Annotated in this window: 17 protein-coding genes, 2 tRNA genes and 4 pseudogenes; 11 read left to right on the plus strand and 12 right to left on the minus strand. The window is 62.7% G+C overall.

Features of this window, described 5'->3' with window-relative positions; genetic code table 11:
• Nucleotides 1–50: 50 nt before the first annotated feature.
• Together lon and IQ782_RS05455 are read left to right on the plus strand one after the other, a co-directional pair.
• Entirely contained in the window at nucleotides 51–2456 is a 2406-nt protein-coding gene (lon, locus tag IQ782_RS05450; RefSeq protein WP_194133616.1) for an endopeptidase La, read from the plus strand.
• A gap of 283 nt (nucleotides 2457–2739) precedes the next feature.
• Nucleotides 2740–2814, plus strand: a tRNA-Val gene (locus IQ782_RS05455).
• 77 nt (nucleotides 2815–2891) lie between these two features.
• On the opposite strand, the gene IQ782_RS05460 is transcribed toward IQ782_RS05455, so the two are convergent.
• Nucleotides 2892–3086: a hypothetical protein gene (locus IQ782_RS05460; RefSeq protein ID WP_194133617.1), complete on the minus strand. Its 195-nt coding sequence runs from the start codon at nucleotides 3084–3086 to the stop codon at nucleotides 2892–2894.
• 26 nt (nucleotides 3087–3112) lie between these two features.
• Here IQ782_RS05460 and soxR point away from each other — a divergent pair, with 26 nt between their 5' ends.
• Nucleotides 3113–3655: a redox-sensitive transcriptional activator SoxR gene (gene soxR, locus IQ782_RS05465; RefSeq protein WP_194133618.1), complete on the plus strand. Its 543-nt coding sequence runs from the start codon at nucleotides 3113–3115 to the stop codon at nucleotides 3653–3655.
• A 34-nt stretch (nucleotides 3656–3689) separates the two neighbouring features.
• A tRNA-Val gene (locus IQ782_RS05470) sits at nucleotides 3690–3765 on the plus strand.
• A 140-nt stretch (nucleotides 3766–3905) separates the two neighbouring features.
• On the opposite strand, the gene IQ782_RS05475 is transcribed toward IQ782_RS05470, so the two are convergent.
• The 4 genes and pseudogenes from IQ782_RS05475 to IQ782_RS05485 form a co-directional block, all read right to left on the minus strand.
• Nucleotides 3906–4925, minus strand: a complete 1020-nt coding sequence (locus tag IQ782_RS05475; protein WP_194133619.1) for a site-specific integrase — start codon at nucleotides 4923–4925, stop codon at nucleotides 3906–3908.
• Nucleotides 4903–5190: a helix-turn-helix transcriptional regulator gene (locus tag IQ782_RS29690; RefSeq protein ID WP_240989116.1), complete on the minus strand. Its 288-nt coding sequence runs from the start codon at nucleotides 5188–5190 to the stop codon at nucleotides 4903–4905. Before IQ782_RS29690 ends, IQ782_RS05475 begins: the two co-directional genes overlap by 23 nt.
• A gap of 133 nt (nucleotides 5191–5323) precedes the next feature.
• A pseudogene (locus IQ782_RS30375) lies at nucleotides 5324–5455 on the minus strand (DUF4031 domain-containing protein); the annotation flags it as partial.
• A gap of 286 nt (nucleotides 5456–5741) precedes the next feature.
• Nucleotides 5742–6395: pseudogene (locus IQ782_RS05485) on the minus strand (hypothetical protein).
• Here IQ782_RS05485 and IQ782_RS05490 point away from each other — a divergent pair.
• Both IQ782_RS05490 and IQ782_RS05495 read left to right on the plus strand, forming a co-directional pair.
• On the plus strand, nucleotides 6361–6726 hold the full coding sequence (locus tag IQ782_RS05490; RefSeq protein WP_194133621.1) for a hypothetical protein: 366 nt from the start codon (nucleotides 6361–6363) through the stop codon (nucleotides 6724–6726). The pseudogene IQ782_RS05485 and the gene IQ782_RS05490 overlap by 35 nt on opposite strands.
• A gap of 383 nt (nucleotides 6727–7109) precedes the next feature.
• Nucleotides 7110–8537 carry a peptidoglycan recognition protein family protein gene (locus IQ782_RS05495; RefSeq protein ID WP_194133622.1) on the plus strand — a complete coding sequence of 476 codons (1428 nt, stop codon included), beginning with the start codon at nucleotides 7110–7112 and terminating at the stop codon, nucleotides 8535–8537.
• A gap of 778 nt (nucleotides 8538–9315) precedes the next feature.
• On the opposite strand, the gene IQ782_RS05500 is transcribed toward IQ782_RS05495, so the two are convergent.
• From IQ782_RS05500 to IQ782_RS05510, 3 genes and pseudogenes are all read right to left on the minus strand, one after another.
• A complete protein-coding gene (locus IQ782_RS05500; RefSeq protein ID WP_194133623.1) occupies nucleotides 9316–10125 on the minus strand; it encodes a DUF2182 domain-containing protein in 810 nt (269 codons plus the stop codon).
• A gap of 17 nt (nucleotides 10126–10142) precedes the next feature.
• Nucleotides 10143–10820: a DUF1326 domain-containing protein gene (locus IQ782_RS05505; protein ID WP_338092554.1), complete on the minus strand. Its 678-nt coding sequence runs from the start codon at nucleotides 10818–10820 to the stop codon at nucleotides 10143–10145.
• A gap of 165 nt (nucleotides 10821–10985) precedes the next feature.
• A pseudogene (locus IQ782_RS05510) lies at nucleotides 10986–11234 on the minus strand (tyrosine-type recombinase/integrase); the annotation flags it as partial.
• 195 nt (nucleotides 11235–11429) lie between these two features.
• Here IQ782_RS05510 and IQ782_RS05515 point away from each other — a divergent pair.
• From IQ782_RS05515 to cls, 3 genes and pseudogenes are all read left to right on the plus strand, one after another.
• Nucleotides 11430–13361 (plus strand): annotated as a pseudogene (locus IQ782_RS05515) (DUF3604 domain-containing protein).
• 456 nt (nucleotides 13362–13817) lie between these two features.
• Nucleotides 13818–14168, plus strand: coding sequence for a potassium channel family protein (locus IQ782_RS30150; protein ID WP_194133625.1), 351 nt, complete (start codon nucleotides 13818–13820; stop codon nucleotides 14166–14168).
• A gap of 301 nt (nucleotides 14169–14469) precedes the next feature.
• A complete protein-coding gene (gene cls / locus IQ782_RS05525; protein WP_194133626.1) occupies nucleotides 14470–15891 on the plus strand; it encodes a cardiolipin synthase in 1422 nt (473 codons plus the stop codon).
• Between the two features lie 51 nt (nucleotides 15892–15942).
• Here cls and IQ782_RS05530 read toward each other — a convergent pair whose 3' ends face one another.
• A complete protein-coding gene (locus IQ782_RS05530) occupies nucleotides 15943–16998 on the minus strand; it encodes an AI-2E family transporter (protein WP_194133627.1) in 1056 nt (351 codons plus the stop codon).
• Between the two features lie 412 nt (nucleotides 16999–17410).
• Here IQ782_RS05530 and IQ782_RS05535 point away from each other — a divergent pair, with 412 nt between their 5' ends.
• Both IQ782_RS05535 and IQ782_RS05540 read left to right on the plus strand, forming a co-directional pair.
• Nucleotides 17411–18832: a M20 family peptidase gene (locus IQ782_RS05535; protein WP_240989118.1), complete on the plus strand. Its 1422-nt coding sequence runs from the start codon at nucleotides 17411–17413 to the stop codon at nucleotides 18830–18832.
• A 297-nt stretch (nucleotides 18833–19129) separates the two neighbouring features.
• Complete coding sequence (locus tag IQ782_RS05540; protein ID WP_194133628.1) at nucleotides 19130–20149, plus strand: metallophosphoesterase family protein; 1020 nt, start codon at nucleotides 19130–19132, stop codon at nucleotides 20147–20149.
• A 203-nt stretch (nucleotides 20150–20352) separates the two neighbouring features.
• On the opposite strand, the gene IQ782_RS05545 is transcribed toward IQ782_RS05540, so the two are convergent.
• Genes IQ782_RS05545 through IQ782_RS05555 form a run of 3 tightly spaced genes read right to left on the minus strand, consistent with a single transcriptional unit; the run spans nucleotide 20353 to nucleotide 24312 of the window.
• Nucleotides 20353–21696 carry a metal-dependent hydrolase family protein gene (locus IQ782_RS05545; RefSeq protein WP_240989119.1) on the minus strand — a complete coding sequence of 448 codons (1344 nt, stop codon included), beginning with the start codon at nucleotides 21694–21696 and terminating at the stop codon, nucleotides 20353–20355.
• Between the two features lie 2 nt (nucleotides 21697–21698).
• Nucleotides 21699–22721, minus strand: a complete 1023-nt coding sequence (locus tag IQ782_RS05550; protein ID WP_194133629.1) for a CobW family GTP-binding protein — start codon at nucleotides 22719–22721, stop codon at nucleotides 21699–21701.
• The gene (locus tag IQ782_RS05555) at nucleotides 22714–24312 is read right to left on the minus strand and encodes an amidohydrolase family protein (protein WP_194133630.1); all 1599 of its coding nucleotides are present in this window, start codon (nucleotides 24310–24312) and stop codon (nucleotides 22714–22716) included. The genes IQ782_RS05550 and IQ782_RS05555 overlap by 8 nt, the downstream gene beginning before the upstream one ends.
• Nucleotides 24313–24644 lie beyond the last annotated feature (332 nt).

Here is a 24644-nt window from a genome sequence, read left to right on the forward strand (position 1 = left end):
GGTCGCCGATATCCGGGGCCGGACCGTCCTGCCAGTAGCAAGGAATGCGTATGCAACAGCCTCTCAACACATCCTATCCGGTGCTGCCGCTGCGGGACATCGTCGTCTTCCCGCACATGATCGTGCCGCTCTTCGTAGGGCGCGAGAAATCGGTGCACGCGCTGGAAGAGGTGATGGCCGACGACAAGCAGATCCTGCTTGCCGCCCAGATCGATCCCGCCGTCGACGATCCCGATTCCGACGGCATCTACAAGACCGGCGTGCTCGCCAACGTGCTGCAGCTGCTGAAGCTGCCCGACGGCACCGTGAAGGTGCTGGTCGAGGGGCAGGCGCGCGTCAAGATCACCGAGTATCTCGACAACGCGCGCTTCTTCGAAGCCAAGGCCGAGTATCTTTCCGAGATGCCGGGCGACCCCGCCGCGATCACCGCGCTGGTGCGCACCGTGGCCGAGGAATTCGAGCGCTACGCCAAGGTCAAGAAGAACATCCCCGAAGAGGCACTGTCGGCGGTTTCCGAAACCACCGACCCGGCCAAGCTCGCCGACCTCGTGGCAGGCCATCTCGGCATCGAGGTGGAGCAGAAGCAGGAGCTTCTGGAAACGCTGCCGATCTCCGAGCGGCTCGAGAAGGTCTACGGCCTGATGCAGGGCGAGCTTTCGGTCCTGCAGGTCGAGAAGAAGATCAAGACCCGCGTCAAGTCGCAGATGGAGAAGACCCAGCGCGAGTACTACCTGAATGAGCAGATGAAGGCCATTCAGAAGGAACTCGGCGACGGCGAGGACGGCCAGAACGAGATCAACGAGCTGGCCGAGAAGATCGAGGCGACCAAGCTCTCGAAGGAGGCCAGGGAAAAGGCCGACGCCGAGCTCAAGAAGCTGCGCAACATGAGCCCGATGTCCGCAGAGGCCACGGTCGTGCGCAACTACCTCGACTGGATGCTGTCGATTCCGTGGGGCGTGAAAAGCCGCGTGAAGAAGGATCTGGGCCGCGCCCAGGAGATCCTCGATCACGACCACTACAGCCTCGACAAGGTCAAGGAACGCATCGTCGAGTATCTCGCGGTGCAGGCGCGCAGCCAGAAGCTGAAGGGGCCGATCCTCTGCCTCGTCGGCCCGCCGGGCGTGGGCAAGACCTCGCTGGGCAAGTCGATGGCCAAGGCCACCGGGCGCGAGTTCATCCGTATCTCGCTGGGCGGCGTGCGTGACGAGTCCGAGATCCGCGGCCACCGCCGGACCTATATCGGCTCGATGCCGGGCAAGATCATCCAGGCACTGAAAAAGGCCAAGACCACCAACCCGCTCATCCTGCTCGACGAGATCGACAAGATGGGTCAGGACTTCCGGGGCGATCCGGCCTCCGCGATGCTCGAGGTGCTCGACCCCGAACAGAACGGCACCTTCGTCGACCACTACCTCGAGGTGGAGTACGACCTGTCGAACGTCATGTTCGTGACGACCTCGAACTCGTACAACATGCCGGGGCCGCTGCTCGACCGGATGGAGATCATTCCGCTCTCGGGCTACACCGAGGACGAGAAGCTCGAGATCGCCAAGCGCCACCTGCTCGACAAGCAGATCAAGGCGCATGGCCTCAAGAAGGGCGAGTTCTCGGTCACCGACGAGGCGCTCACCGACATCCTGCGCTACTACACGCGCGAAGCCGGTGTGCGGAACCTCGAGCGCGAGGTGGCCAAGCTGGCGCGGAAAGCCGTGACCAAGATCGTCAAGGGCGAGACCAAGCATGTCGAGGTGACCTCGGCGAACCTCGACGGCTTCCTGGGCGTGAAGAAGTTCCGCTACGGGCTGGCCGAGGAGGAAAGCCAGGTGGGTGTGGTCACCGGCCTCGCCTACACCTCGGTGGGTGGGGATCTCTTGCAGATCGAGGCGCTGCGCCTGCCGGGCAAGGGCCGGATGAAGACCACCGGCAAGCTCGGCGACGTGATGAAGGAGTCGATCGAGGCCGCCTCCAGCTACGTCCGCTCGATCTCGCCGCAGATCGGGGTGAAACCGCCGAAGTTCGACAAGATGGACATCCACGTCCACGTGCCGGACGGTGCCACGCCCAAGGACGGCCCCTCGGCCGGCCTGGCGATGGTGACGGCGATCGTCTCGGTGCTGACCGGTCTGCCGGTGCGCAAGGACATCGCCATGACCGGCGAGGTCACCCTGCGCGGCAATGCCTCCGCCATCGGCGGGCTCAAGGAGAAACTGCTCGCGGCGCTGCGGGGGGGCATCAAGACGGTGTTCATCCCCGAGGAGAACGAGAAGGACCTCGCCGAGCTGCCGGACAACGTGAAGCAGGGGCTCGAGATCATCCCGGTCAAGCACGTCTCGGAGGTGCTGGAGATGGCGCTCATCGGCAAGCCCGAGCCCATCGAGTGGGACGAGGAGGCCGAGGAGGCCGCCGCCGCCCTGCGTGCCAAGGAAGACAAGGGCACCGGCGCCACGGCGCACTGACCGGTGCCACGGCACAAAGCTTCAGGGGCGGGCCTTCGGGTCCGCCCCTTCGCGTTTCCATCGATTGCCCGTCAGCGCATCGCCTTTCTTCTAGGCCCAAATATCCCGGGGGAGGCCGCGCCAGCGGACGGGGGCAGAGCCCCCAAGATCCCCGACGGCCGGGCCATGCGCCGCGGCGGCCGCGCCCTCCGGGATGTCGTCGCGGCATGCCGAAAGATTTGTGAATTTTTTGCCCCGCTCCCTCTTGCGCCCCCCATGCCATATGAGTAAAAGCCCGCCTACCGGGTGATTAGCTCAGTGGTAGAGCGCTTCGTTCACATCGAAGATGTCAGGAGTTCAAATCTCTTATCACCCACCACTCTTCCAAGAGGCGCGCTGTCCGGTTTCCCCGAGGCGCGCCTCTTCTCGTTTCTGGACCTGCGGTCCCGCCGCCGCTCAGCCGCGGTAGCGCAGCGGAGGTGGCGGCGGCGGGCCGCCATCAGCCAAGCCTATGTCGCGCGCCAGCCAGGCATCCGAGCAAAGTTCGGCGCTGCGCCGCGCGATCCGCCGCGCGATGCGCCAACGCCGGAAGGTTTCGAAAAGGCGGCGGCGCGCGGGCTGCGGGCCAGTTTTCGGGATAGGGGCGGTCACTGTCTGTCTCCTTGCAGAGTCGCGGAATGCCTGTGAAACTGCTTTCTCAAGTCCACTTGAGGTCAAGCAGAGTTTCCAAAGGAGGCGTCGTGCCGCGCCCGCTGCCCCGCAGACGTATCAACGACCTCAGCGTCGGCGAAGTCGCCGCCCGCGCTGGCGTCGCGGTTTCGACGCTGCATTTCTACGAATCCGAGGGCCTCATCGAAAGCTGGCGCACCGAGGCCAACCATCGCCGCTACGACCGACGCGAATTGCGCCGCATCGCGGTGATCCGCATGGCACAGCAGCTGGGGATCCCCTTGGCGGAGATCCGCGAGATGCTGTCGGCCGTGCCGCGCGACAGGGCGCTTTCGAGGGCCGACTGGCAGGCGGTATCACGGGGCTGGCGCGCCCGGCTCGATGCCCGAATTCGCAAGCTTGAGCAGCTGCGCGACAACCTTGACGGTTGCATCGGCTGCGGCTGCCTGTCGCTGGAGACGTGCCCGCTCTACAATCCTTCCGACCGGCGTGGACACGAGGGTCCGGGGCCGCGCGCGTGGATCGACGAAATGACGAAGGATCAGGCTTGAAAGCCGCCGGAAGCTTGGCTAAACCGCCCCTCACGGGTGATTAGCTCAGTTGGTAGAGCGCTTCGTTTACACCGAAGATGTCGGGAGTTCGAGTCTCTCATCACCCACCATTTTCAATCACTTAGCGGATTCGCTGTCCTCTGGGTTCCGAATTTCGGGAATCTGTTTCCCAAAGTCCGGTAGCAGCAACACCGTCTCGCGGTTCATGTGCTCAACCTCTGCGCATCTTGCGTAATGCTTCGACATGCGCTCAGACAGGTGCCCGAGCATTGCCTGAACGCGCTGGATGCCGCCGAATAGTTCGGGGTTTCGGGCAACGGTGTTGGCGATGACTGTGGCGTGCGTCGTTCGCAGGCCGTGGAAGGTCGGGCGGAAGTGCCCGGCTTCGATTTCCTCGACAGAGTGGGGCCGCAACTTGAGGCGGATCAGCTCCTTGGTCCAGGACGCGCCGAAGCCTTTCCCCCAAGGTTTGCCGCGGCTGTTGGTCGACACGGGCAGGGCGGGGGGCGACGATCTGAGCCTTGCGCCGCGCTGCGCGTTCTTCCTCGATGATCGCCAGAACGACCGGGTGCAGGGGGACAGTCACCGGATTGCCGGTCTTACCCTGCTCGATGGTCCAGATGCCGTCTCGAATCTGGGTCTCGCACATGCCGATCACGTCAGCGCGGCGCTGCCCGGTATAGAGCGCGACCAGGGCGATCTTCACGATATGCCGCTTGCCTCGGCCAATCAGGATTTCGAGCCGGTCGTCAGGCCATGGCTCATGGGTCTCCTCGCTGTGCACGCGCTCGATCCGGCGGCAGGGGTTGTCGTCTGCAAAGCCTCGCGTTCTGCCCCAGCTGAACACTGCGCTCATGTCGTCAAGCCGCCGGTTGGCAGTCGCTGGGCGATCAGAAAGACTATCGTAGACCGCCTGCACATGGATGGGCCGGATTTGGTCAGCGTCGAAGGCGCCCCAGCGATCAGCCATCAGGTCCAGGGCGTAGTCCCGAAGGAGCCGGCTCGCTTTGGGGAGCCTGGCATATCTCGCGCTGTCTTTGTGGTCTCGGATAAGGCGGGCGATTGCCTTCGGGCTCTCGAACTCTCCTGGGACTGTGCCGAAGGCTTCGTGGTGCGCCGCGTTGTAAGCTGCGCGGTATTCGGCATCGAACGGATGCGGAAGTGAGCGGCGAAGCTCCTTGCCCTTACGCACCAGACGGAAGAAGAAGTACTCCTTGCTCCGCGCAACCTTGCGCTGAACATTCTTCTCATGGCGGATGTCGCCGGCCACGGCCGGCCCTCAGGATTGGATCGGCATCGTCGGGCGACTCTGCCGCGCCATCGATGAATTTTTCAACCTCCGACCACTTCCATCGGGTCGCTCCGCTCGGCATCTTCCGCGGCTTGGGCAGGTGGCCCTCGCGTGTCCAGTCCCAGATCGTGCTCTCGGAGATGTCCATCAAGACGCCAAGCGTCTTCGCGCTGACATATGCCACCGGTCGGGCCTCGACGCCGAACTCCGCGGGCTGCACATGGGTGATGCGATCGGGCGGCATGCCTCCAGCTCCTTCTATCGGGGGTTAGTTGGACTGGTCGCGTGCGGGGACAGGCCTGCGCGCGATGCGTTCCAGGGGCGAGCTCGCGCATGGCGATCTCGACTGCGTCGGCGGTGCCGCGTTTTTGCAGACAGGTTCTCTGCAGACCCATGCGGCCGACCATCGCCGGCAGCTCTTCGGCGCTGTCCGCGATCATGTGGCTCATCTTCATGCGCCGGAAGCGCCTCACGGTGGTGCGATACGTATCGTCGACGTAGACGGTCATACTCTCGCCTCCACAGCATCTAGTGATTGAAATTTCTGGGAATTGAGTGATCCAAGAATCTCGGCAACCGCGGGCTGAACGGTCTCGACAGACTCAGCGTGCTCACTCAGCGTTAATATAGTCCGTGAGTGGGCTGACGCGCCCGAAGACTCCTTGGTGCAAAACGCCGGAATTATCCCGGTGCTGAGGGTGAGGGCAAAACTTTGAAGGAAGAACTTTTTCATTACCAGTTGCCCCGGTTTGGACAATTTGCCCCCAATCCGGGGCATTTGGTGGGTGACGCCACTCACGCCGTGGGTCCCTTCATCGCAAATCCGCCCCACTGGTCAGCCCATGCAGCCGCCATGCCGGCGAACGTCTTGCTCCGGAACTTCCATCGGTCGGGCCCAGGCGGCGCGCGGTGGATTGCGGACCAGCGCTCATGCTCGTCGGTGCCCGGTCACTGCGGCGTCAGCTTGTTGGTCGGCACCAGCTCGGGCAGGTTCCGAAGGTGGAGGCCTGTCGCCTTGAAGGCGGGATCGCCGAAGCACCACGGCTGGACGATCTGAGGCTTGGCCCAATTCCGGATCCTCTCGCGGGCATGTCGGTGCACAACGGAGTTCTCTACGGCCACGTGCGGGATCGGAGCGTTCAGGCACTCGCTGAACAGGTCCGCGCCCTCGTCGAGCTCGGACCACATCTCCTCGCGACTGCGCCCGGCCGGCGGCACAGAAAGCCACCGGACGCCGGAATTCCAGAGACGCGTGCAGGGCGGGTTGCCGATCATGAGCAGGTCCCAGCCCCACGGCAGCACGTTCCGGATATCGTTCTGGATGTGCCGGTTGGCGGGCGCGTCCGCGGGCAGGATATCGCACTGCCACGCGGCGATGCCGCGCTTGCGTAGCTCTTCGAGCACGACGCACGAAGTGGCACATCCGACGAGGGCGCGAAGGGCGCGCATCTCCTACGTCGAGGGGCCCGTCTCGAGCGGTCAGAACGTGGTGCTCTGGCTGACCGTCGCGCGCACCCGGCTCGGGAAGAACTGCCGTCTCGCCGACTGGACGCCGCTCTTCTCGGACAGCCGCAACGTACCCCTTGCGGGGACGCGTCCGCATCCGAGCGGGGTCCGCCGGCAGATCGGGTACCATTTCGAAAAGCTCCGGGTCGAGATGGTGCCGCCGCCTGGGCTCTTGCCTGGGCGGATCGAGCTTTACCTGGTGCTCGACTATGACTGTGCCGCGCGTCCCGGACCGAACGGACGTGGTGACTTACCAGCTCTTGGGGTGAGGTGAGCGCGACCGATGGGCCGGGGAAGCCCTCACTGAAAAGCGCAACCCTCGGGACGGGAGCAAAACGTGCCTAGTGGGGAAGAGGTGGTCGCGCTCTTTGCCACGGTTACGTTGCGGTAAGGTCAGGGGGTATGCCGGCTGGAAGCAGTGGTAACATTCTGTGGCTGAAATGTCTCGGGATTGAGGTCCATCCCTGAACCCTTGGCGCTGGCGCGACACCCTTGTCAGCTGCCCTTCGGCGGGTGAGTGACCGCCGCGCAGCATCGTTCAATGGAAGTGCTCCTCGACCCACGCAGGGAAAGTGTCACGCCTGGCCTCAACCTTAGAACGAACCTACCCTTTTGCAAGGCCCCGCCATCGCGCGGGGCTTTTTCATGGAGATCGCAATGCGACAGGAAATCCACGCCCTCCAGGCGGGGGCGAATGCGCTCGGCTTTTCGGCCGGGCGCGCAGATGGCCTCTGGGGGCCGAAGACCGAGGCGGGCCTGCTGGCGCTGCTGGCGGCGCAAGAGGGCCGTTGGGGCGATCCGGTCGCGGCGATGCTTCGGGCGATCATCGACCTCGGCTATCTTGCCGCCGGGCCGGTCAGCCGTGTCTGGACGCCCGAGCTTGACCTTGGCCTGCGCGCCCTTGTCGAGGCCGATGGGCTGCCGCGCGCGGGCGCGATCGTTGAGGATGTGACGGTGTCGCCCGGCTGGGGCGGCTGGGTCTCGCACGAGAAACAGGTGCTTCAGGGGAGCGCCGGCTTCCTGGTGAGCCTCTTCGTGCTGCACACCACGGCGACCTCGGCGACCTGGTGGAAGGGCAAGTCCAATCGGCAGATGTTCGAGGAAGTGCGCGGCTGGCACCTCGCCAATGGCTGGCGCGACATCGGCTATCACGGGCTGATCTTCCCGGATGGCGAGGTGATCGGGCGTGCCGTTCGAGATCGACAACGTCGAGGTCTACGACCTGAGCGAGGTGGACCCGAGCGTCGTGCCCTGCGACGTGATCATCGTCGGTGGCGACAGCAACAGCGCCAACGCGACCTCCCAGAAATTTGGCGAGGACATCGACAGCGCGGATCGCGAGACGCCGTTGACCCGCGCATTTGGTACATGCCGCGCCTGCGCGTGACGGGCATCTACGGTACCACTGGCTCCGTCCGCCACGTCCCGCAGCCTTGCATTGAGCCGGTGGTCACGGTGGAAGCTGTGCGCATGTCTTCAGGCCATGCCGTGGCTGGCCGCTTGGTCGAATGGTCCGCCGTGTGCGGCCGGTCGCTCTTGGTCATGGCGATGGGTGATCGTGGTTCGGGCCTGATGAACACCGAGGACTGGCGCTCCGGCAGCGCCGTCGCGATCACCGGAGGGCGCATGTGGAGCGAGCTGGTGGTAATGAAGGCCGCGGTTGAGGCTCTCGGCCCGGCACACGAGATCGTCGGCGCGCTCTGGTCGATGGGGGCGAATGACAGATACAACGCGGGCAGCGTCGATGCCTATGACGCGGCGCACCTGCCAGTCTACTCGATGTTCTTCTCGGACGTGCGGGCGCTGGTGGGCGACATCCCGATGGTGCTCTGGAACATCGGCGACCAACTGGTCCGCAACGCCCAGACCTCCGGCAACCTCGGCTTCGGCATCTACATGCAGGACTGGCTCGCCCGGTTCGACAAGGACAGCGGCCACAGCAATGCGATCCCCAACCTCAAGGTGGTCCACCCGCAGGACGGCAACCAGCTCGCAGGTGATGATGACCCGCACTACAATGCGCACGGGGTGCAGCAGAACGGACGGGATGCCGGGGATGCGCTGCTCGCGCTTCTCGGAAGATAACGCGGGCCCAATTCGGCGGTAAGCTGAGGCTGGGCGATTCAGGTCCGGCCGGTGGCGCAGGGCTACGCGCCTAGTTTCGAGGAAGCTAGGGAAGAAGCACGGAGGCAGGTCAGGTGATCCACAGTGTGCGGAGTTTCTGAAAGCCTACGCGAAAGTGACGCAAGTCGAAAGGTTGCGGTCCCCAGGGGAATAAGGCAAATTAAAGGCGTTCAGGACAGTGAGAGTGACGAGGGACCAATTTGCCCAAGCGACACAGCCTTCTTTCGATCTTTGTACGCATTCTGGTTTTCGCTGCCGTCTTCGCGATAGCAGGTTGGTTGGTCGGGATAACATCAGCCGATATATTCTGGTAATCCGGATACACCAATAAAGTAGCGCCCCACGGGGCGTCTCTTTCGCTAAGTGGAGTCTTCTGTATGGCGCGTTCGCGGGTATGCCAGATCCCGCTCGCGGAAGTCATGCAACTCCTCGCGCGCGTGTTGGCAAGCGTCGAAAGTCTGCTCAAACCTAGCAAGAATCTGATCAAGCTATTCCGGTATCCCGGTCTCGCGAGTTTTCTGGACCGGGGCCGTTCGGCCACTCGCAGCCCTTCGCTGCAGCGGCGAGTGCATCACAGGCCGTGCTTAGAAGCGGATGTTCGCCCGAAGGCCCCGTCCTGGACCTGAGGGAGCGGGACAACAGGCGGAAGCCGGACGGGCGCCTTTGCTCACCAAGAAGGTGCGCATTCAGCCGTTTGGACGCCCCGGCGGTGCAGAGCGAATGATCACCGAGTCCCTTGCTACATGGCCATGCCGACAACGTAGATGCCCCAAAGGATCAAGGCAGCACCCGCAGCTTTCGAAAAGCCCCGACCAAAAGGCAGAAGTTTCTCAATCGCCACGAAGGCGGCGAGCCCCACGATCCAATAGAGGTTCATGATGCCGCCGACGAAGAGCAGTGCCATCAGCCCCCAGCAGCAGCCCAGGCAGTAAACCCCGTGCTCCAGCCCCATCCGGAATGCTCCGCCTATGCCCGGCTTTTGGTGTTTGCTTAGGTAATGCATCGGAGACCGGCAGTGAACGAGGCACGATGCCTTCAGCGGTGTGATCTGGAACGCCCCGGCTGCGATCAGTAGCAACCCGCCGGGCACGGTATCGGTCAGCGTCATCAGGGTCGGCGAAACGAGCCCCGTGGCCTCGCCTCCCCATTGCGCGAGCACTGCCAGCACGCTGAACCCCGCCCAGACGGCAAGATAGCCGCCCAGGAAGGTCGTGGACGCGGCGGGAAGGGCGCCGCGTCTTTCGGCATGCCTTTGCAGTGCAGCATGCAACAGGACTGACGGGGCAACGCCGGGCAGCATCATGGCGACCATCATGACCCACCACATGAGGAAGACGAGCACCGCATGCGACATGCTCCAGTCGCCTGCCTTCCGGGGGGCGGGCATGTCCCTCATGCCCCGCATGGCGGTCATCTCGATCGAGGACATTTCCATCCCGACACCGAAAACCGTGTAGAGCCCGGAGAGAAGGAACAGCAGCCCGATCGCCGTGACGAGTAGGGCACGGTCTCGACGAAGCATTCGTTCGACGGTGCTGAGCTCGGTCATGAGCGTCGTCCTCGGGCTCAGGCGGCTTCGAGAACGCCGTCGTTCGACAGGTGAATGTCGGCAATATAGGCGTGACGGTCCTTCATCTCGCCCATCCTGATCGCGCCACTGGCTCTCGTCGTGCCGAGCGCGACCTCCGAGATCCGAAACTCGAACCCGTGCGGCAGGTCGATACGCGCGCGATGCGGCGCGCCGGTCACGGGATTGCGGATCGGGTAGGTCTCCATCTCGACGACACCGGGAATGGTGCAGCGGCCGGTACGGTTCTCCATGTCCATCTCGAGTGCGATCGGCCTGACGAGCGTTTCGAGCTTGTTCGGGCTCATGGCCGAGAGCATCCAGAACATGGTCGCCATTTCCTGCGTGTCTTCGCCCGCCATGATCCGCTGCAGCGCATCCCGCTGTTCGGGCCTGGCGGCTTCATCGATGACGAGCTGGATCGTGCCATTGCCCTCGTGGATCGGGCCGGGGAATTGGACCAGCATTGCGGTCACCGTGCCGCCCAGATCCACATCGCCATGAAACCCGCTGTCCCAGCGGAACGCGCCGACGAACTCGCAATTCCCATATGTTGGAAGCGACATGAACTGGCACGGGCACCCCGCGTCACAATTGCAATTGTTCAGTTCTTGTCCGTGCAATTCCCAGGGGATCATTTCCGCCTCCCTCTGTGTGCTGAAACCCCATGATAGCATACATTCGCGGAACGGGCTTTCACCCTTGGCATTTGCCAAACGTCCTGGGAGGATTCGATGGCAAACTGGCGCGAGAGAAGTTGTCCCGCATGACGCACTCTCGATGGGTCGGGGTTTGGCTGGGGTGCAGGAGCGGACCGCCTGCGGAGAAGCGGCCCTGATTTTTCAGAACTCCACGGCCTCAGAGATGGCGAGGGCGTCGTAAAGTTCCACGCCCAGATAGCGCACCGTGCTGTCCATTTTGCTGTGTCCAAGCAGGAGCTGGACCGCGCGCAGCTTTCCGGTCTTACGGTAGATTTGTGCAACCTTGGTCCGGCGCATCGAGTGAGTGCCATAAGCACTTGGCTCGAGCCCGATCGAAGTCACCCAGTCCCGGACGAGACGCGCATACTGCCACGTTGAAATGCGGGTGCGAGAGAGGCCGCGCAGAGCCCCCTGATGACGTTCGTTTGGAGCGCCCTGACACCCGGGCAGTTCGCGCGCGACCCCTCCACCGCAGAGCTCCCGCATCCACATATTCACCCGGCGGCATGGGGAGTTGTGGTAGAGTTATGTCTGTAGAGTGCCTGGTGCTTCCTTTGAGCGTCCGTCTTAGGGAGGAGACATCCGATGCTGCATTTTTTTAATCATAGATATACCTTATCATTTCGCGCCACCCTCGCGCTGATCATCTGCGCCGGAGCGATTGTGCCGCCAGCCGCCCGTGCCCAGGAATACTCGACCGCGCAGGAAGACACCGAGACGGTGCTCGCGCCCGAGGACTTCTCGCCCTACGCTGGCAGGAACTTTCCGCAGATCCCGCTCTGGGGGGACTCGCACCTGCACACCATGGTTTCGGTCGACGCCGGCACCATGACGCGCCTGTCGCAGGAGGACGCCTACCGCTTTGCCCGCGGCGAGGAGGTGACGACCACCCATGGGCTCAGGGCCAAGCTCTCGCGCCCGCTCGACTGGCTGGTGATCTCGGACCACGCCGAGATGTACGGGCTCATGCCGCAGCTCCTGTCCGGCGACGCCCAGGTGCTCTCCACCGAGCAGGGGCGGCTCTGGTACGAGGCGCTGACGGCAGGCGATGCGCAGAAGGCCTTCGACACGGCGATGGAAATCGTCGCCTCGCTGTCGGACGAAGACCCGCCGATTGACAATCCGAAGGCGATCAAACACGCATGGGAGGCTTACACGGCGCTGGCCGACCGCTAGAACGAGCCGGGCGTGTTCTCGGCCATCATCGGTTATGAGTACACCACCGAGGGTGCCAACAACCTGCACCGAAACGTGCTCTTCCGCGACGACGCGCTGCGGGCCAACCAGACGCGGCCCTTCTCGCAATACGACAGCAAGAACCCCGAGGACCTCTGGGCGTCGCTGGCGGATTTCGAGGCGCGGACCGGCGCCGAGGTGCTCGCCATCCCGCATAACGGCAACCTTTCGAACGGGCGGATGTTCTCGCTCAATGCCTATGACGGCTCGACCCTCACCGAGGAGATCGCGCAGATGCGCGCGCGGTTCGAGCCGCTCTACGAGGCGACGCAGATCAAGGGCGACGGCGAGGCGCATCCTTTCCTCAGCCCCGATGACGAGTTCGCCGATTTCGACACCTGGGACGCCGCGAACCTCAACGGCACCGAGGTGAAGACGCCCGACATGCTGGCCGGCGAATACGCGCGCGAGGCGCTGAAGCGCGGCCTTGCCATCGAGCGCGACCTGGGGGTGAACCCGTTCAAGTTCGGCATGGTCGGCGCCACGGACTCGCACACCGGCATGGCGACCGCGCAGGAGGACAACTTCTTCGGCAAGCACTCGGGCGTCGAGCCCGAGCCGCACCGCTGGGAGCACGTGGTGATCGAGGCACCGGACCCGGCGCTCACCATCTACGGCTGGAAGCAGGCCGCGGGCGGGCTCGGCGCGGTCTGGGCCACCGAGAACACCCGCGCGTCGATCTTCGACGCGATGATGCGCAAGGAGACCTATGCCACCACCGGCTCGCGGATGACCGTGCGTTTCTTCGGCGGCTATGATTTCATCGAGGCCGACACGCTCACCCGCCTGCCCGCCGACGCGGGTTATGCCAAGGGCGTGCCGATGGGCGGCGACCTCGGTGCTGCTCCCGAGGGCGGCGCGCCCAGCTTCCTCGTTGCGGCGCTGAAGGACCCGCTTTCGGGGAACCTCGACCGCATCCAGATCGTGAAGGGCTGGATCGACGCCGCGGACGAGACCCACGAGAAGGTCTACGACGTGGTCTGGTCGGGAGACCGGGTGCCGGACGAAGCCGGCAAGCTGCCCGACGTCGGCAACACCGTCGACGTGGCGAGCGCCAGCTGGACCAATTCCATCGGCGCGCCCGAGCTGATCGGCGTCTGGACGGATCCCGAGTTCGACGCCTCCCAGCCCGCCTTCTACTACGCCCGGGTCATCGAGATCCCGACACCTCGCTGGACGGCCTACGAGGCCAAGCGCTTCGACATCAAGATGGCGGACGAGGTGCCGATGACCACCACCGAACGGGCCTATACTTCGCCGATCTGGTACAGCCCGATGTGATTTTATCTGGAGTGTTCAGTGGGGATGGGCGGCCCGAGAGCCGCTCATTCCTCTCTGTGGCGCTGCAGCGAACGTCCGCACTCTCGACCACGGTCTCATAGACGATGCTGCGCGGGGTCGCGAAAGTCCGGTGTGGAAACGTCGCGGCGCGGCAATGGTAGCACCGGCGAACGGCAGGTGCGGTCCGCGAGCCCCGATGGGGTGGTTTCTGCCTGAGCCACGGCTCTCTGCGCGCCGCTGCATGAAGGCTCGAAATCCGAACGCGACATTCGCTCGTCCCTTGATCTCACCCTTGGCCCGATACGCCCGTAGCTCCCTGCAGGGCCTGGCCGCGAGCGCCGAGCTCTTCATCAAGAACGGCGCCAGCTTGGGGAGGTTTTTCGAAATCGGGCAGGGTAAGATCGGAAAGGCCTCTGGCCGTAGAGTTTCGCCCACATCAAAAGGGGATGAAAGCGGATGATCAGCCTCTATACGACGGTCCTTCGGCTGCTGAAGGCAATCCTGAGATCGCGGAAAATTCCCGAGTTCCGCGCGGCGCTGGTGCTTGCCGCCCTAACCCTGCTTTCGGGTACGGTCTTCTATCATGGGGTCGAGGGCTGGCGCTGGATCGATGCATTCTATTTCAGTGCCACGACCATATCGACAGTCGGTCTCGGCGATCTGTCTCCCCAAACCGACGTCGGTAAGGTCTTTACCGTGATCTACATTTTCGTCGGCGTCGGCATCTTCGTAGCGCTGTTTTCACAGCTCGCCCGTGCGCTGATCAAGCCAGGAAAGAACGACGAAAATGGCCGGGATAGCGTGTGAGATCGCCTCATATGTGATCCCACCCGTTGAATGAATTCGCGATGCTGGCGCGTCGCTCCCGAGGCCACATCTCGGAACCCTGCTCAGATAGGAAAGGCCGTACAGGCACGCGCGCTTGACGACGCGCTTGCCGCAAGAATGGCAGCGCTGCCATGAGGGGGCCACGCCTGTCTGCGACAGCGCTCACGAGACAGCTGAATTGATTTCTGACAGGAGCGTGTGGGCTCTTCGTAACCACCAACGCGATGCGCATGCTAAACTCGGCACTCACAAGCTCGGTCATTGGAAAGCGAAACGACAGATGATCTGGATCGTCCTTCACTATTTGATCGTCGGAGCCTGCGTGTTGCGCATCCTGCTCCGTCAGCACCGGGATCCTTCAGCAAGGGCGGCCTGGGTCTTGATCACGCTCGCGGTCCCTGTCGTCGGCGTTCTGGCATACCTGCTTTTCGGCGAGACGAGCATCGGTCGTCGGCGCCTCGCGCGGCTCAGGCGTATCGAGCAGATGCTCCCGGATGCCGCACGCTTCCCGGCGGACGCGCCTGGCTTGGGCCGCTTGCCAAGGGCAGATGCCCTGTTTCGGGTTGGCGAGTCGATCTCTGGATTTGAGCCCTGTCCCGGGAACGTTGCCGAGCTCATGGCCGACAGCGATGCGACGGTGGATGCCATCGTCGCCGACATCGACGCGGCGACGGACCACGTGCATCTCCTGTTTTACATCTGGGTTGAGGACAACAACGGCAGCAAGGTCGCGGCCGCGCTCATACGCGCGGCACAGCGCGGCGTGATGTGCCGTGCGATGGTGGATGATATCGGGTCACGGCGTCTGATCCGCTCCGGGCTTTGGACCAAGATGAAGAACGCAGGGGTCCATCTGGCTTCGGCCTATCAGGTCGGCAACCCGCTGCTGCGGATCTTCAACGGTCGCATCGATCTGAGAAACCACCGCAAGATCGTCGTCATCGACGGCCGGGTGACCTACTGCGGCAGTCAGAACTGCGCCGATCCGGCCTTCGTGCAGAAGGCGAAATATGCGCCCTGGGTCGACATCATGCTGCGCATCGAAGGGCCCGTCGTCCAGCAGGCGCAGCGGGTCTTCGCCGCCGACTGGATGGAGGCGGTGGATGAAGACCTCTCCGCCCTCGTCGCCCCCGAGATCGCGCCGATCCCGAACGGTTGGCCCGCGCAGGTCGTGGCGACAGGGCCCAGCGTGCGGGCCTCTGCGATGCCCGAGATGTTCACCAGCCTGATCTACGCGGCACGGGACGAGCTGGTGCTGACGACCCCCTACTACGTCCCCACCGAGGCGATCCAGCAAGCACTTTGCGCCGCCGCCTACCGGGGCGTGAAGGTCACCGTGATCTTCCCGGCCCGCAATGACTCCCTCTTCGTTGGTGCCACGAGCCGCAGTTACTACGCGGGCCTTCTCGCATCGGGCGTCTCGGTCCGCGAGTATCTTCCCGGCTTGCTGCACAGCAAGACGCTCGTCGTGGATGGCGAGATCGCCCTGATCGGATCGGCCAACCTGGACCGGCGCAGCTTCGATCTGAACTACGAGAACAACATTCTGCTGGTGGACAGGAAGACCTGCGAGAGCATTCGGCAGAGGCAGGACACGTACATCAAAGATGCAAGGCGCGTTACGCCTGAAGAGGTCGCCGCCTGGTCCCTCCCGCAGCGGCTCTGGCAGAACGCCGTGGCCATGGTCGGACCGATCCTCTGATCGCCACCGGACCGACCGGCGGGCCAGCGTCAGCCTTGCAAGGCCAAGCTCCTATTCCAGGTAGTCGATGTGACCGTCCTTGGAGAGCAAGACAGCAAGCCAGCGAAGGCCGGGCACCTCGGAGGCGACCACCATCACGATGACGGTGAGCGGCACGGCGAGGAACGCTCCGAGCGCCCCCCACAGCAGGGACCAGAACATCAGCGAGACCGTGATCATGACAATGCTCATATTCAACGACTTGCCCTGCATCATCGGCGTTATCACGTTGCTGATGACCTGATCGGCTCCGCCATAGAAGACGATCACCGCCGCCAACGGCCAGAGGCTGTCGAACTGCGCCAGCGCCACCAGCGAGGGCAGTAGAATGCCGATGAACGCTCCGATGTTCGGGATGAAGCCGACGAAGAAGATCATGATCGCCAGGAAAGACGCAAAATCGAGGCCGATCAGCCGAAAGACAAGGTAAGCCACCGCGCCGCTCATGGCACTTGTCACCGCGTTGACCCACATGAAGTTCTTGATGCCGATGGCCGCTCGCCGGACGATAACCGCGAAGTCCGCGCCATGCGGGTCGGGCGTGGAGAGAATTGCAACCTTCTTGCGCCAGTCCGACCGCTCGAGCACGAGAAACACGAAATAGATCGTGAGCAGGGAAACCTGTGCGATGCTGCCGACGAGGCCGCCCGCCAGGAAGACCAGAAGATCGCCGATCTTCAAGCTCTTAAGCGCCTGGTCGATTGCATCGACGGCCCGCGGCCCGATGAGACCTTCGAGCTTGATCGCCATGCCGCCGAGACGCTCCTGATATCTCGGCAGAGCCTCGACGATCTCCTGCGCGGCGTTCGAACAGATGACCGCAATGATCCAGGTGGTCGAAATGAAGATCGCGAGAGCCAACGCATGGGCCTGCCACCCCGATATGGGCCGCCCGAAGATCGAAATGCGGGAAATCCTGTCCGTGAAGGCCGTCGCGAGGACGAAGATCAGGAATGCCAGCGCCAGAAGTTTCAGAAGGTCCTGACCAAACCAGAGCGTCACGATGACGAACGGCAAGCCGACTATGGTCTTGAACCAATCAGGAGCAACAACCTGAGCTGATCTCATGTCTTCCTGTCCCAGACGATCTGCGCACAGTCTGCGACAGGGAACGCCTTCCTGTCACCGGTAAAGGTCGGACTGCGCCAAGCGGACCCCTCGGGGGCCGGGTGCGGCCTTGCCTCGGCCAATACCGGGCTGGTTCAGACGCGGACGGGACTAAGCCGGGGCTTGGTCCGCTACGGACACAGGTGGCGCGACCGAAATATTTGATCTGAAATCTAGAGGCTGCGGATATGATTGATCCTGTCCTATTCGATCGATGCATCAGCGCAGGCCGGGCAGGACCACTTTTCAGCACTTTCGTTTTGGGAGAAATGATATGTTCACAAGGTCTTGTAGCGGAATTTTTCTCACATGCGCCCTGACCGGACTGTGCGCTCCGGCGGTCGCCCAAGACGCGGAACTGCCATCGCTTCAGATGGAAGGCGTTGAACAGATCACAATCGAGGTGGATCTCGATGGCGCCGTCGAGCGCCTGTCCCGGGCGGTGCAGTTCCCCACCATCTCAAATCAGGACCGCAACGACTTCGACACCAAGGCCTTTGACGACTACCACGCTTTTCTCGCAGAGGCCTATCCCAAGGTTCACGCATCGCTCAAGCGCGAAGTCCTGGGCGACCCGCGGCCCTACAGCCTGCTTTACACTTGGGAGGGCAAGAACCCCGACCTGCCGCCGGCGCTCTTCTATGCTCACCAGGATGTCGTGCCGGTTCCCGAGGACTCGCTCGATCAATGGGATCAGGAGCCTTTCTCGGGGACCGTCGCCGATGGCTACATCTGGGGTCGCGGCGTGCTGGACGACAAGAACCAGATCCATGGCATTCTCGAAGCCGCGGAGATGAAGCTCGAGGAAGGCTGGCAACCCGAACGGACGCTGTATTTCGTTTTCGGTCAGGACGAGGAGGTCGGCGGACCTGAAGGGGCGAGATACGTCGCGGACGTTCTGGAGCAACGCGGGATCGAGCGGTTCGCCTTTGTCATGGACGAGTCGGCGCCGCTGATCCCGGGGGTCCTTCCCGGCATTCCGGACAACACAGCCCTGATCGGCATCGCGCAGAAGGGGTACATCAGTCTCGAGCTGGCCATGCACGGCGTCGGTGGTCATTCCTCGCAACCGCCGGAAGAAACCAACATCGGGATTCTCGCGAAGGCGATCACGAAGCTTGAGGCTGCGCAGTTCCCCTATCGCATCCATGAGGCCGTCCGCCACCAGTACAGGTACATGGGTCCCGAGCTGGAGGAATCGAGGCAACCCATGTTCGCGGCGGTCGCCTTCGGAAAAGAGGGCGAGATGACCGACCTCGAGAAGGAGTTCATCGCAGAAATGGCGACCAATCAGGTCACCCGGGCCATGCTGCACACGACCATCGCCGTGACCATGTTCAACGCCGGCATCAAGGACAACGTGCTGCCCCCCGCCGCCACGGCCGTGGTGAACTTTCGCCCCATGCCCGGGGACACGCCCGACGTGATCATCGACCATGTCCGGAAGGCGATCGACGACGACCGGATCACGATCACCGACATCTCGGCCTCCACACCCGCGACAGCCGTCGCGGACCCAGACGGACCCGGCTACAAGGCGCTGGAAAAGACGATCCGCCAGATTTGGGGCAATGACCTCATCGTCGCGCCCTTCTTCGTCATCGGGGGGTCGGACTCCAAGCACTTCCAGGCAAGGGCCTTTGCGCCGGATGTCTACACGATCACCGGCATCCAGCTGGACTCCATGAAGGAGTTCGCGGGCTTCCATGGCGTCAACGAGCGCATCAAGGTGGACGAGTACGGCAAGACCATCGGCTTCTTCTACCAAATCATGACCAACCTCGACGATCTTTAGAAACCCGTCTCGGAGAGCGTCCGCCATCATGTGAAAAAAGGTGGCAAATGTGACGCCACCTTTTTTCACGTATTGTCTGATGGAAAGGTGAAAGTCCGCACGGTCGCCCTGTGCGTCGAGCTGAATGCTGCACTCTGTATCGACGTGTATCGACCGACCGCCGGGGGCTGATCTGGTCTTTCGTGAGCGGGCCGATACCCCACCTCTTCCTCTCGGCATCGAGCGGATTGTTCATCGTCAATGAGCTCAGCCTCGGCAACATAATATTGTTCTCTCTGAGGAGAGGGAGGACTGGCCATGCGGCCGAGAGCGATCGTTGCGGTCTTGTTGGGTGTCGCAGGAACCACCGGTGCTGCGGCGGATTTCAGCTACGACACGGCTGCGCTGCCGGGCGCGAAACCGTGGACGTCCGAAGATTTCAACGACAACCCGAGCGACTTTCGGTTCATCGTCATCGGGGACCGGACGGGGGGCGCGAACGTCGAGGGAACCTTCGGTCTGGCGGTTGAACAGGTTCGGCTGCTGCAGCCCGAGTTCGTGATCAATGTCGGTGACCTGATCGAAGGCTACAGCGATGACCCAGCGGAATTGAACGCCGAATGGGACGAGGTCGATGCCATGCTGGCGAAAATGGAGACACCTTTCTTCCGCACGCCCGGCAATCACGACATCGCAAATTCGGTCGCGCAGGAGGTCTGGCGCGAGAGGTTCGGAGCGACCTATTACAGCTTCGTCTACGTCGACACCCTGTTCCTCGTGCTCGACAGCGAGGACCCGCCCCGCGAGGCGCCGGCCGGCATGAAAGACAAGATCGCGCTCTACAACCGGCTTCAGACAGAGGACCCGGAACGCGCCAAGGCAATGCTGGCCGAGTTCATGTCGGACGAGTCCGTTGTCGCAGGGCTTGCGATGAAGGCAGAGTTTGACGAAGCGCAGACCGCTTTCGTCCGAGAGGCACTGGCTCAGAATCCAGACGTGCGCTGGACGTTCCTGTTCCTCCATGAGCCGGCCTGGGAGAACCCTTCGGACAGCTACATGGCACTCGAGGACATGCTCAGGGGACGGGATCACACCATCATCGCCGGCCATCTGCACTACTACGACTACGACAACATCGACGGCTATGAGCACATCACGATGGGACCAGCCGGCGCGTCCTTCCACCAGGAGGGCCCGGGAAACGTCGATCACCTCATGTGGGTGACGATGACGGAGGATGGACCCGAGATCGCCAACATCGCCCTGAAGGGTGTGTTCGACCGCAAGGGCCTCGATCCCGATCTTTTCGGTGCCTACGATCGCAAAGGGGCCGAATGACGGAACTCGTTTACGGCCCGAGATTGCGCGGAGCCAGCGAACGTTCACAAGGGTCCGCGATCCGATCGACATTTCGCTGCGCCGCGGTGTAGGCCGAGGTCCCAAAAACGACCACTTTGGAAAGGCTCTGCGCGGAATTCCGGGCTTTGCAGTTCCGCTTCAGCCCCTCTGAGAGGGGGATAAAGGTCCAGCCATTCGCTGGATTATTCGGCGGCTTCAAGCGTGCTCTTGAAGATCACGCCATCCTTCATGATGACAGCGAGATTCTCCTCGGGGGCACCGATAAGTTCGATGTCCTGAAGCGGATTTCCATTCACAAGCAGGAGGTCGGCATAGGCCCCAACCTCTATGACGCCCAATTTGCCTGGGTAGGGATTGCGAGGCCCGCTGAGTGCGATGAGTTCGGCCGCGCGGGATGTCGCCTGAACAAGAATCTCGAAGGGGCTGAACCATTTCGATCGGGCCACGAGTTCCTGTGTCTGGAGGCTTGCATCCGCACCAACCACGAGATCGGTACCAAAAGTCAGCTTCGCATTGTATTCCTTTGCCATCGCGAAGAAGTTCTCGGTGTCTTGCAAGACAAGTTTCTGCTTGGCCTTTGATGCCTCGGAGAAGCTCGGAATGTCGATTGTGAAAACGATGTATTGCGAGGTGAACCAAACCCCATGGTCGACCGCATATTTCATCGTCTCCTCGTCGATCATCTGGCCGTGCTCTATGACCTTGACGCCAGCATCGATTGCGCGGCGGACCGACGCGCTGTTGTAAGCATGGGCGCCGACATATGTATTCCAGTCTTCCGCGGCATGGACTGCTGCGCGCATCTCTTCGGGTGTCATCTGCTTGGAGTCGAGCGGGTCATGTTCGCTCCCGACACCCCCGCCGGCCATGATCTTGATGAAGCTTGCGCCCTGACGAAGGACTTCGCGCGATGCGGCCAGGACTTCCGCGGGACCATCCGCCATATATGAGAAGTTGACACGGCGGTCGGGCGTCATCCCCACCCAGTCGAAGCGCGGATGTCCTGCATAAGGCAACCGGTTGTCACCGTGGCCGTTCGTTGGTCCGACAATGGGACCGGCGGACACGATCCGCGGTCCCGGTACGAGCCCTTCGTCGATCGCCCGCTTTAGCCCAAAACTGTCCCCGCCGGGATCCCGCACGGTCGTCACCCCGCGCATCAGGGTGCCGGTTGCGTACACGCCCTGCGCGATACCGATGTAATAGAGGTTGCCAGTCAGCAGGTCGGCAGGTGTGAGACCGCCTTGGTTGAGATGCTGGTGCGTGTCGATCAGGCCGGGCATCAGCGTGCGCCCCTCGCCGTCGATAACGGTCGCGCCCTCAGGCGAAATCTCGTCGGTAGAGACCGCTGCGATCAGGTTGTCCCCGACAAGGACGTTCGCATTTTCGATCAGAGTGTCGTGGACGCCGTCGAAGACGTTCACGTTGATGAAAAGTGTCTTCAATGGTGTTTCGGGGCCTTGGGCGAGTGCTGGTGCCGCAAGGATCATCGCAACCGCTGAAAGGGCAGAAATCAGACGCTTCATGCTCAGGGTTCCTCTCGCTTGTCGCGTGTCGAGGCGCGGGCCTTCGACCTTCCTGTGCTCCCGAAGTGCGGTTCGATCAGTTGGCCTTCAATCCAATCGCCATCCACGCCCCCACGCGTTCCGATGAAGACGATTTGCGTCCGCGGCTCGCGTCCAGCCCAGGGTTGACCAACCGTGAGCGTGGCGCGCTTGCCCGTCGACTGTAGCACAACCGGATACCCCGGTTTCTCGAGCAGGTTGACGATGCCTTTCGCCCGAAAAATCGTTTTCGGTAACTGGCTCAGGCAGTCGTGCAGGCGCTGAACATGGAGCGGTACCATGCTCTCGTAGGTGAACGTGTCGAAGGTTGCTTCGTGCTGGTGATGCCCCGGGGGCTCGGAGTCCACAGCTGAACCAGACTGGGTTGCCCCGCCCATGCCCAGTACGAGGTCTATGGGCACGCGACCGTGCTCGACTTGAAGCGGCCGAACATGGGGAGACAGCGCGTTGACCCATCTGCTCGCGCGCATCCGCTCCGCCTCATCGACGAGGTCGCACTTGTTGAGTAGGACGATATCCGCTGCGATGACCTGCCGGGACGCGAGACGCAGCATGTCTCCTTCCAGCGTTGGGGCCAGTTCGCAATCCACCACAGTGACAATGCCATCGAGCGGAGCAAAGCGCTGAAGCTCCGGATCGGTGAACGCTCTCGCGACGTCGAGTGGGTCCGAAACTCCAGAGGTCTCGACTATGATTTGTTCCGGGGGGCTGTCCTGCCGGACAAGCCGCGCCACCCCGGCGATCAGGCTCTCCGACAGGCTGCAGCAGATGCAGCCGTTTGCCAGCGCAACAACATCGCCGTCACTCTTCTGAAGCAGCTCGGCGTCGATGTTGATCCGGCCAAAGTCGTTCACCACGACCGCAATCCGCCGGCCGTGACTGCTGGTGAGGACGTGATTGAGCACACTGGTTTTCCCCGCGCCAAGGAAACCCGTGACAATCGTCACCGGCACCCTTGGCGGGGCGAGCGACGCGACCTCAGACATTGCGACGAATGGCCTGGCCCGGTCTCGCGCCGCCGAGACGCGTGCCATCTCGAATAATGGGGGTGCCATTGACGATGACATGGCGGAAGCCTACCGACAGCTGTGTCGGGGCGACGAAGGTGGCCTTGTCCTCAACCGTGTCGGGATCAAACACCACGATGTCCGCGTCGCAGCCGATCTGAAGGCGCCCTTTCGACTTCATTTGCGGAACGGCTTCCTCGAGAATCCGAGCCGGGATCAGGGTGCATTTGGCAAGCGCGTCCGTGAGCGAGATCGCTTGTCGCTCGCGCACCCACTTGGACAGAAAGCGCGAGAAGCACCCCGTGGTACGCGGATGCGCAAAGGAGTCGCCCGGCAAGGGCCACACGTTGCCTTCCACGATTGCGCCCTTGGCATCCATCCAAGGCATGGCATCCGAAGCGATCGCACCGCCAGGATACAGAACTGCAAGATCGAGGAGCTCCATATCTCTCTCGACGCTGTCTTCGCGCAGGAAGTGAAAGATGACGATTTCTCCCGGCGCGCTGGCCTGCAGTTCCTCGATCTTGCCTTTCGTGAGGGGCTGCCCGCGAAGCTCCATTGCCGAATAGTCCTCCGCGCCGAAATGGGACAGCCATTCCGGACCGCGCATGAAATCGGCTCCGACGGCGGTAGAGAACGCTCCATAGGGATAAGCTTCGACCGTAACCCGAACACCGTTTTCCTGCGCTTCCCTGACAAGGCGCGTCGCGGCCTCCAGATCACGCCCCGCCACGCTATTGATGTGGCAGATGTGCATGTGCGCGCCCGTTGCCGCGCCGAGGCCAATCTGCTCGACGAGGGCCTCGAAGGAGCTTTGCGGCTCGACGATGCTCATGTAGCGATCGTGCGTGAAGGTGGCGACGCCGTGCTTTTTCGCGAGATTCGAGAGCTCGTAATATTCCTTTCGCCCCATTCCCGGAGCGTATCCCGCGTTGATCGAGACACAGAGCCCGCCTTCCTTCAGGCCACTATCCATCAAGTCGATGATGCTCTCGAGCTGTTCAGGGACCGGGATTGCGTTCTGCCAGCCCGAGAATCCGAAAGCCTTCTGAAACCACCCCAGGGTCCCGTCGGGCTCCCCTGCTTCCGGCTGAAAAACCATCACGCGCGCGAAGGTCCAGGCAACTCCGAGACCATAGTTGATGGGCCGCCCCTCGGCGGCAATCCTTTCGTAGGCCATTCCGACCGGAAACAGCCCTGACTCGAGTTCCAGAGCTGTGGTGACCCCATCGAATGCCTGCACCCACGCGCCCGGCAATTGCATGCCGTGAGAATGAAGGTCGATGAAGCCGGGTGATACGACTTGGCCCGTCGCCTGAAGCGTCGCGGCACCGTCCATAGGTTGATCGGAGATGGCCGCAATACGCCCCCCGATTATTCCAATGTTCGCGACCGCGTCGAAGCCACTCTCTGGATCGAGAACTCGTCCTCCTTCAATGACGAGATCATATGGGCCCGGCTCGTTCGAAGCAGTTCCCGAAGTTTGAGCTGCCACCTTCAGGGGCCTCGCCACGGTGCCAGCTGCGCCGATTGCAAGAAGATCACGGCGGTTAATAGTTGCTCCTGTCATCTCTCCCTCCTCCTCGCCGAAGCTGGATCGATACCGCCGGGTCGTCGGAGCGCGAGGCGCGGTCGCTCAGCTTGGCTGCCCTGGAGTTTGGAACGGTGACATGAGTTCTGGCCGCCGCCTATGACGTGGATCAATCATCGCTACGAGCAGCGGAGGCTACCGCCGATCTCGTGGTCGCGGCGAACGGCAGAAAGGTCCGCAGGGTGTGCGTCCGGATCGTCCCATCTTCGCAGGTGCAGCGAATGGCCGATCTCGTGATGCTGCGTCGCAGGATCAGTCTGACGGGCCGATGTCCGGTAAGGGCCGGAAGCGCCGGAAAGCCAAGGCATGGA

This window comes from Salipiger mangrovisoli (assembly GCF_015223355.1).
Taxonomy (GTDB): Bacteria; Pseudomonadota; Alphaproteobacteria; order Rhodobacterales; family Rhodobacteraceae; genus Salipiger; species Salipiger mangrovisoli.

Bases quoted from the DNA above. Each gene is read 5' to 3' on its own strand.
- IQ782_RS05545 (WP_240989119.1), bottom strand. From the start codon at position 21,696: ATGAAGCGTCTGATTTCTGCCCTTTCAGCGGTTGCGATGATCCTTGCG.
- IQ782_RS05505 (WP_338092554.1), bottom strand. From the start codon at position 10,820: ATGCTATCATGGGGTTTCAGCACACAGAGGGAGGCGGAAATGATCCCC.
- IQ782_RS05530 (WP_194133627.1), bottom strand. From the start codon at position 16,998: ATGAGATCAGCTCAGGTTGTTGCTCCTGATTGGTTCAAGACCATAGTC.
- soxR (WP_194133618.1), top strand. From the start codon at position 3,113: ATGCCTGTGAAACTGCTTTCTCAAGTCCACTTGAGGTCAAGCAGAGTT.
- IQ782_RS05535 (WP_240989118.1), top strand. From the start codon at position 17,411: ATGGAAGGCGTTGAACAGATCACAATCGAGGTGGATCTCGATGGCGCC.
- IQ782_RS29690 (WP_240989116.1), bottom strand. From the start codon at position 5,190: ATGCCGCCCGATCGCATCACCCATGTGCAGCCCGCGGAGTTCGGCGTC.
- lon (WP_194133616.1), top strand. From the start codon at position 51: ATGCAACAGCCTCTCAACACATCCTATCCGGTGCTGCCGCTGCGGGAC.
- cls (WP_194133626.1), top strand. From the start codon at position 14,470: ATGATCTGGATCGTCCTTCACTATTTGATCGTCGGAGCCTGCGTGTTG.
- IQ782_RS05500 (WP_194133623.1), bottom strand. From the start codon at position 10,125: ATGACCGAGCTCAGCACCGTCGAACGAATGCTTCGTCGAGACCGTGCC.
- IQ782_RS30150 (WP_194133625.1), top strand. From the start codon at position 13,818: ATGATCAGCCTCTATACGACGGTCCTTCGGCTGCTGAAGGCAATCCTG.
- IQ782_RS05550 (WP_194133629.1), bottom strand. From the start codon at position 22,721: ATGTCTGAGGTCGCGTCGCTCGCCCCGCCAAGGGTGCCGGTGACGATT.
- IQ782_RS05555 (WP_194133630.1), bottom strand. From the start codon at position 24,312: ATGACAGGAGCAACTATTAACCGCCGTGATCTTCTTGCAATCGGCGCA.
- IQ782_RS05495 (WP_194133622.1), top strand. From the start codon at position 7,110: ATGCGACAGGAAATCCACGCCCTCCAGGCGGGGGCGAATGCGCTCGGC.
- IQ782_RS05540 (WP_194133628.1), top strand. From the start codon at position 19,130: ATGCGGCCGAGAGCGATCGTTGCGGTCTTGTTGGGTGTCGCAGGAACC.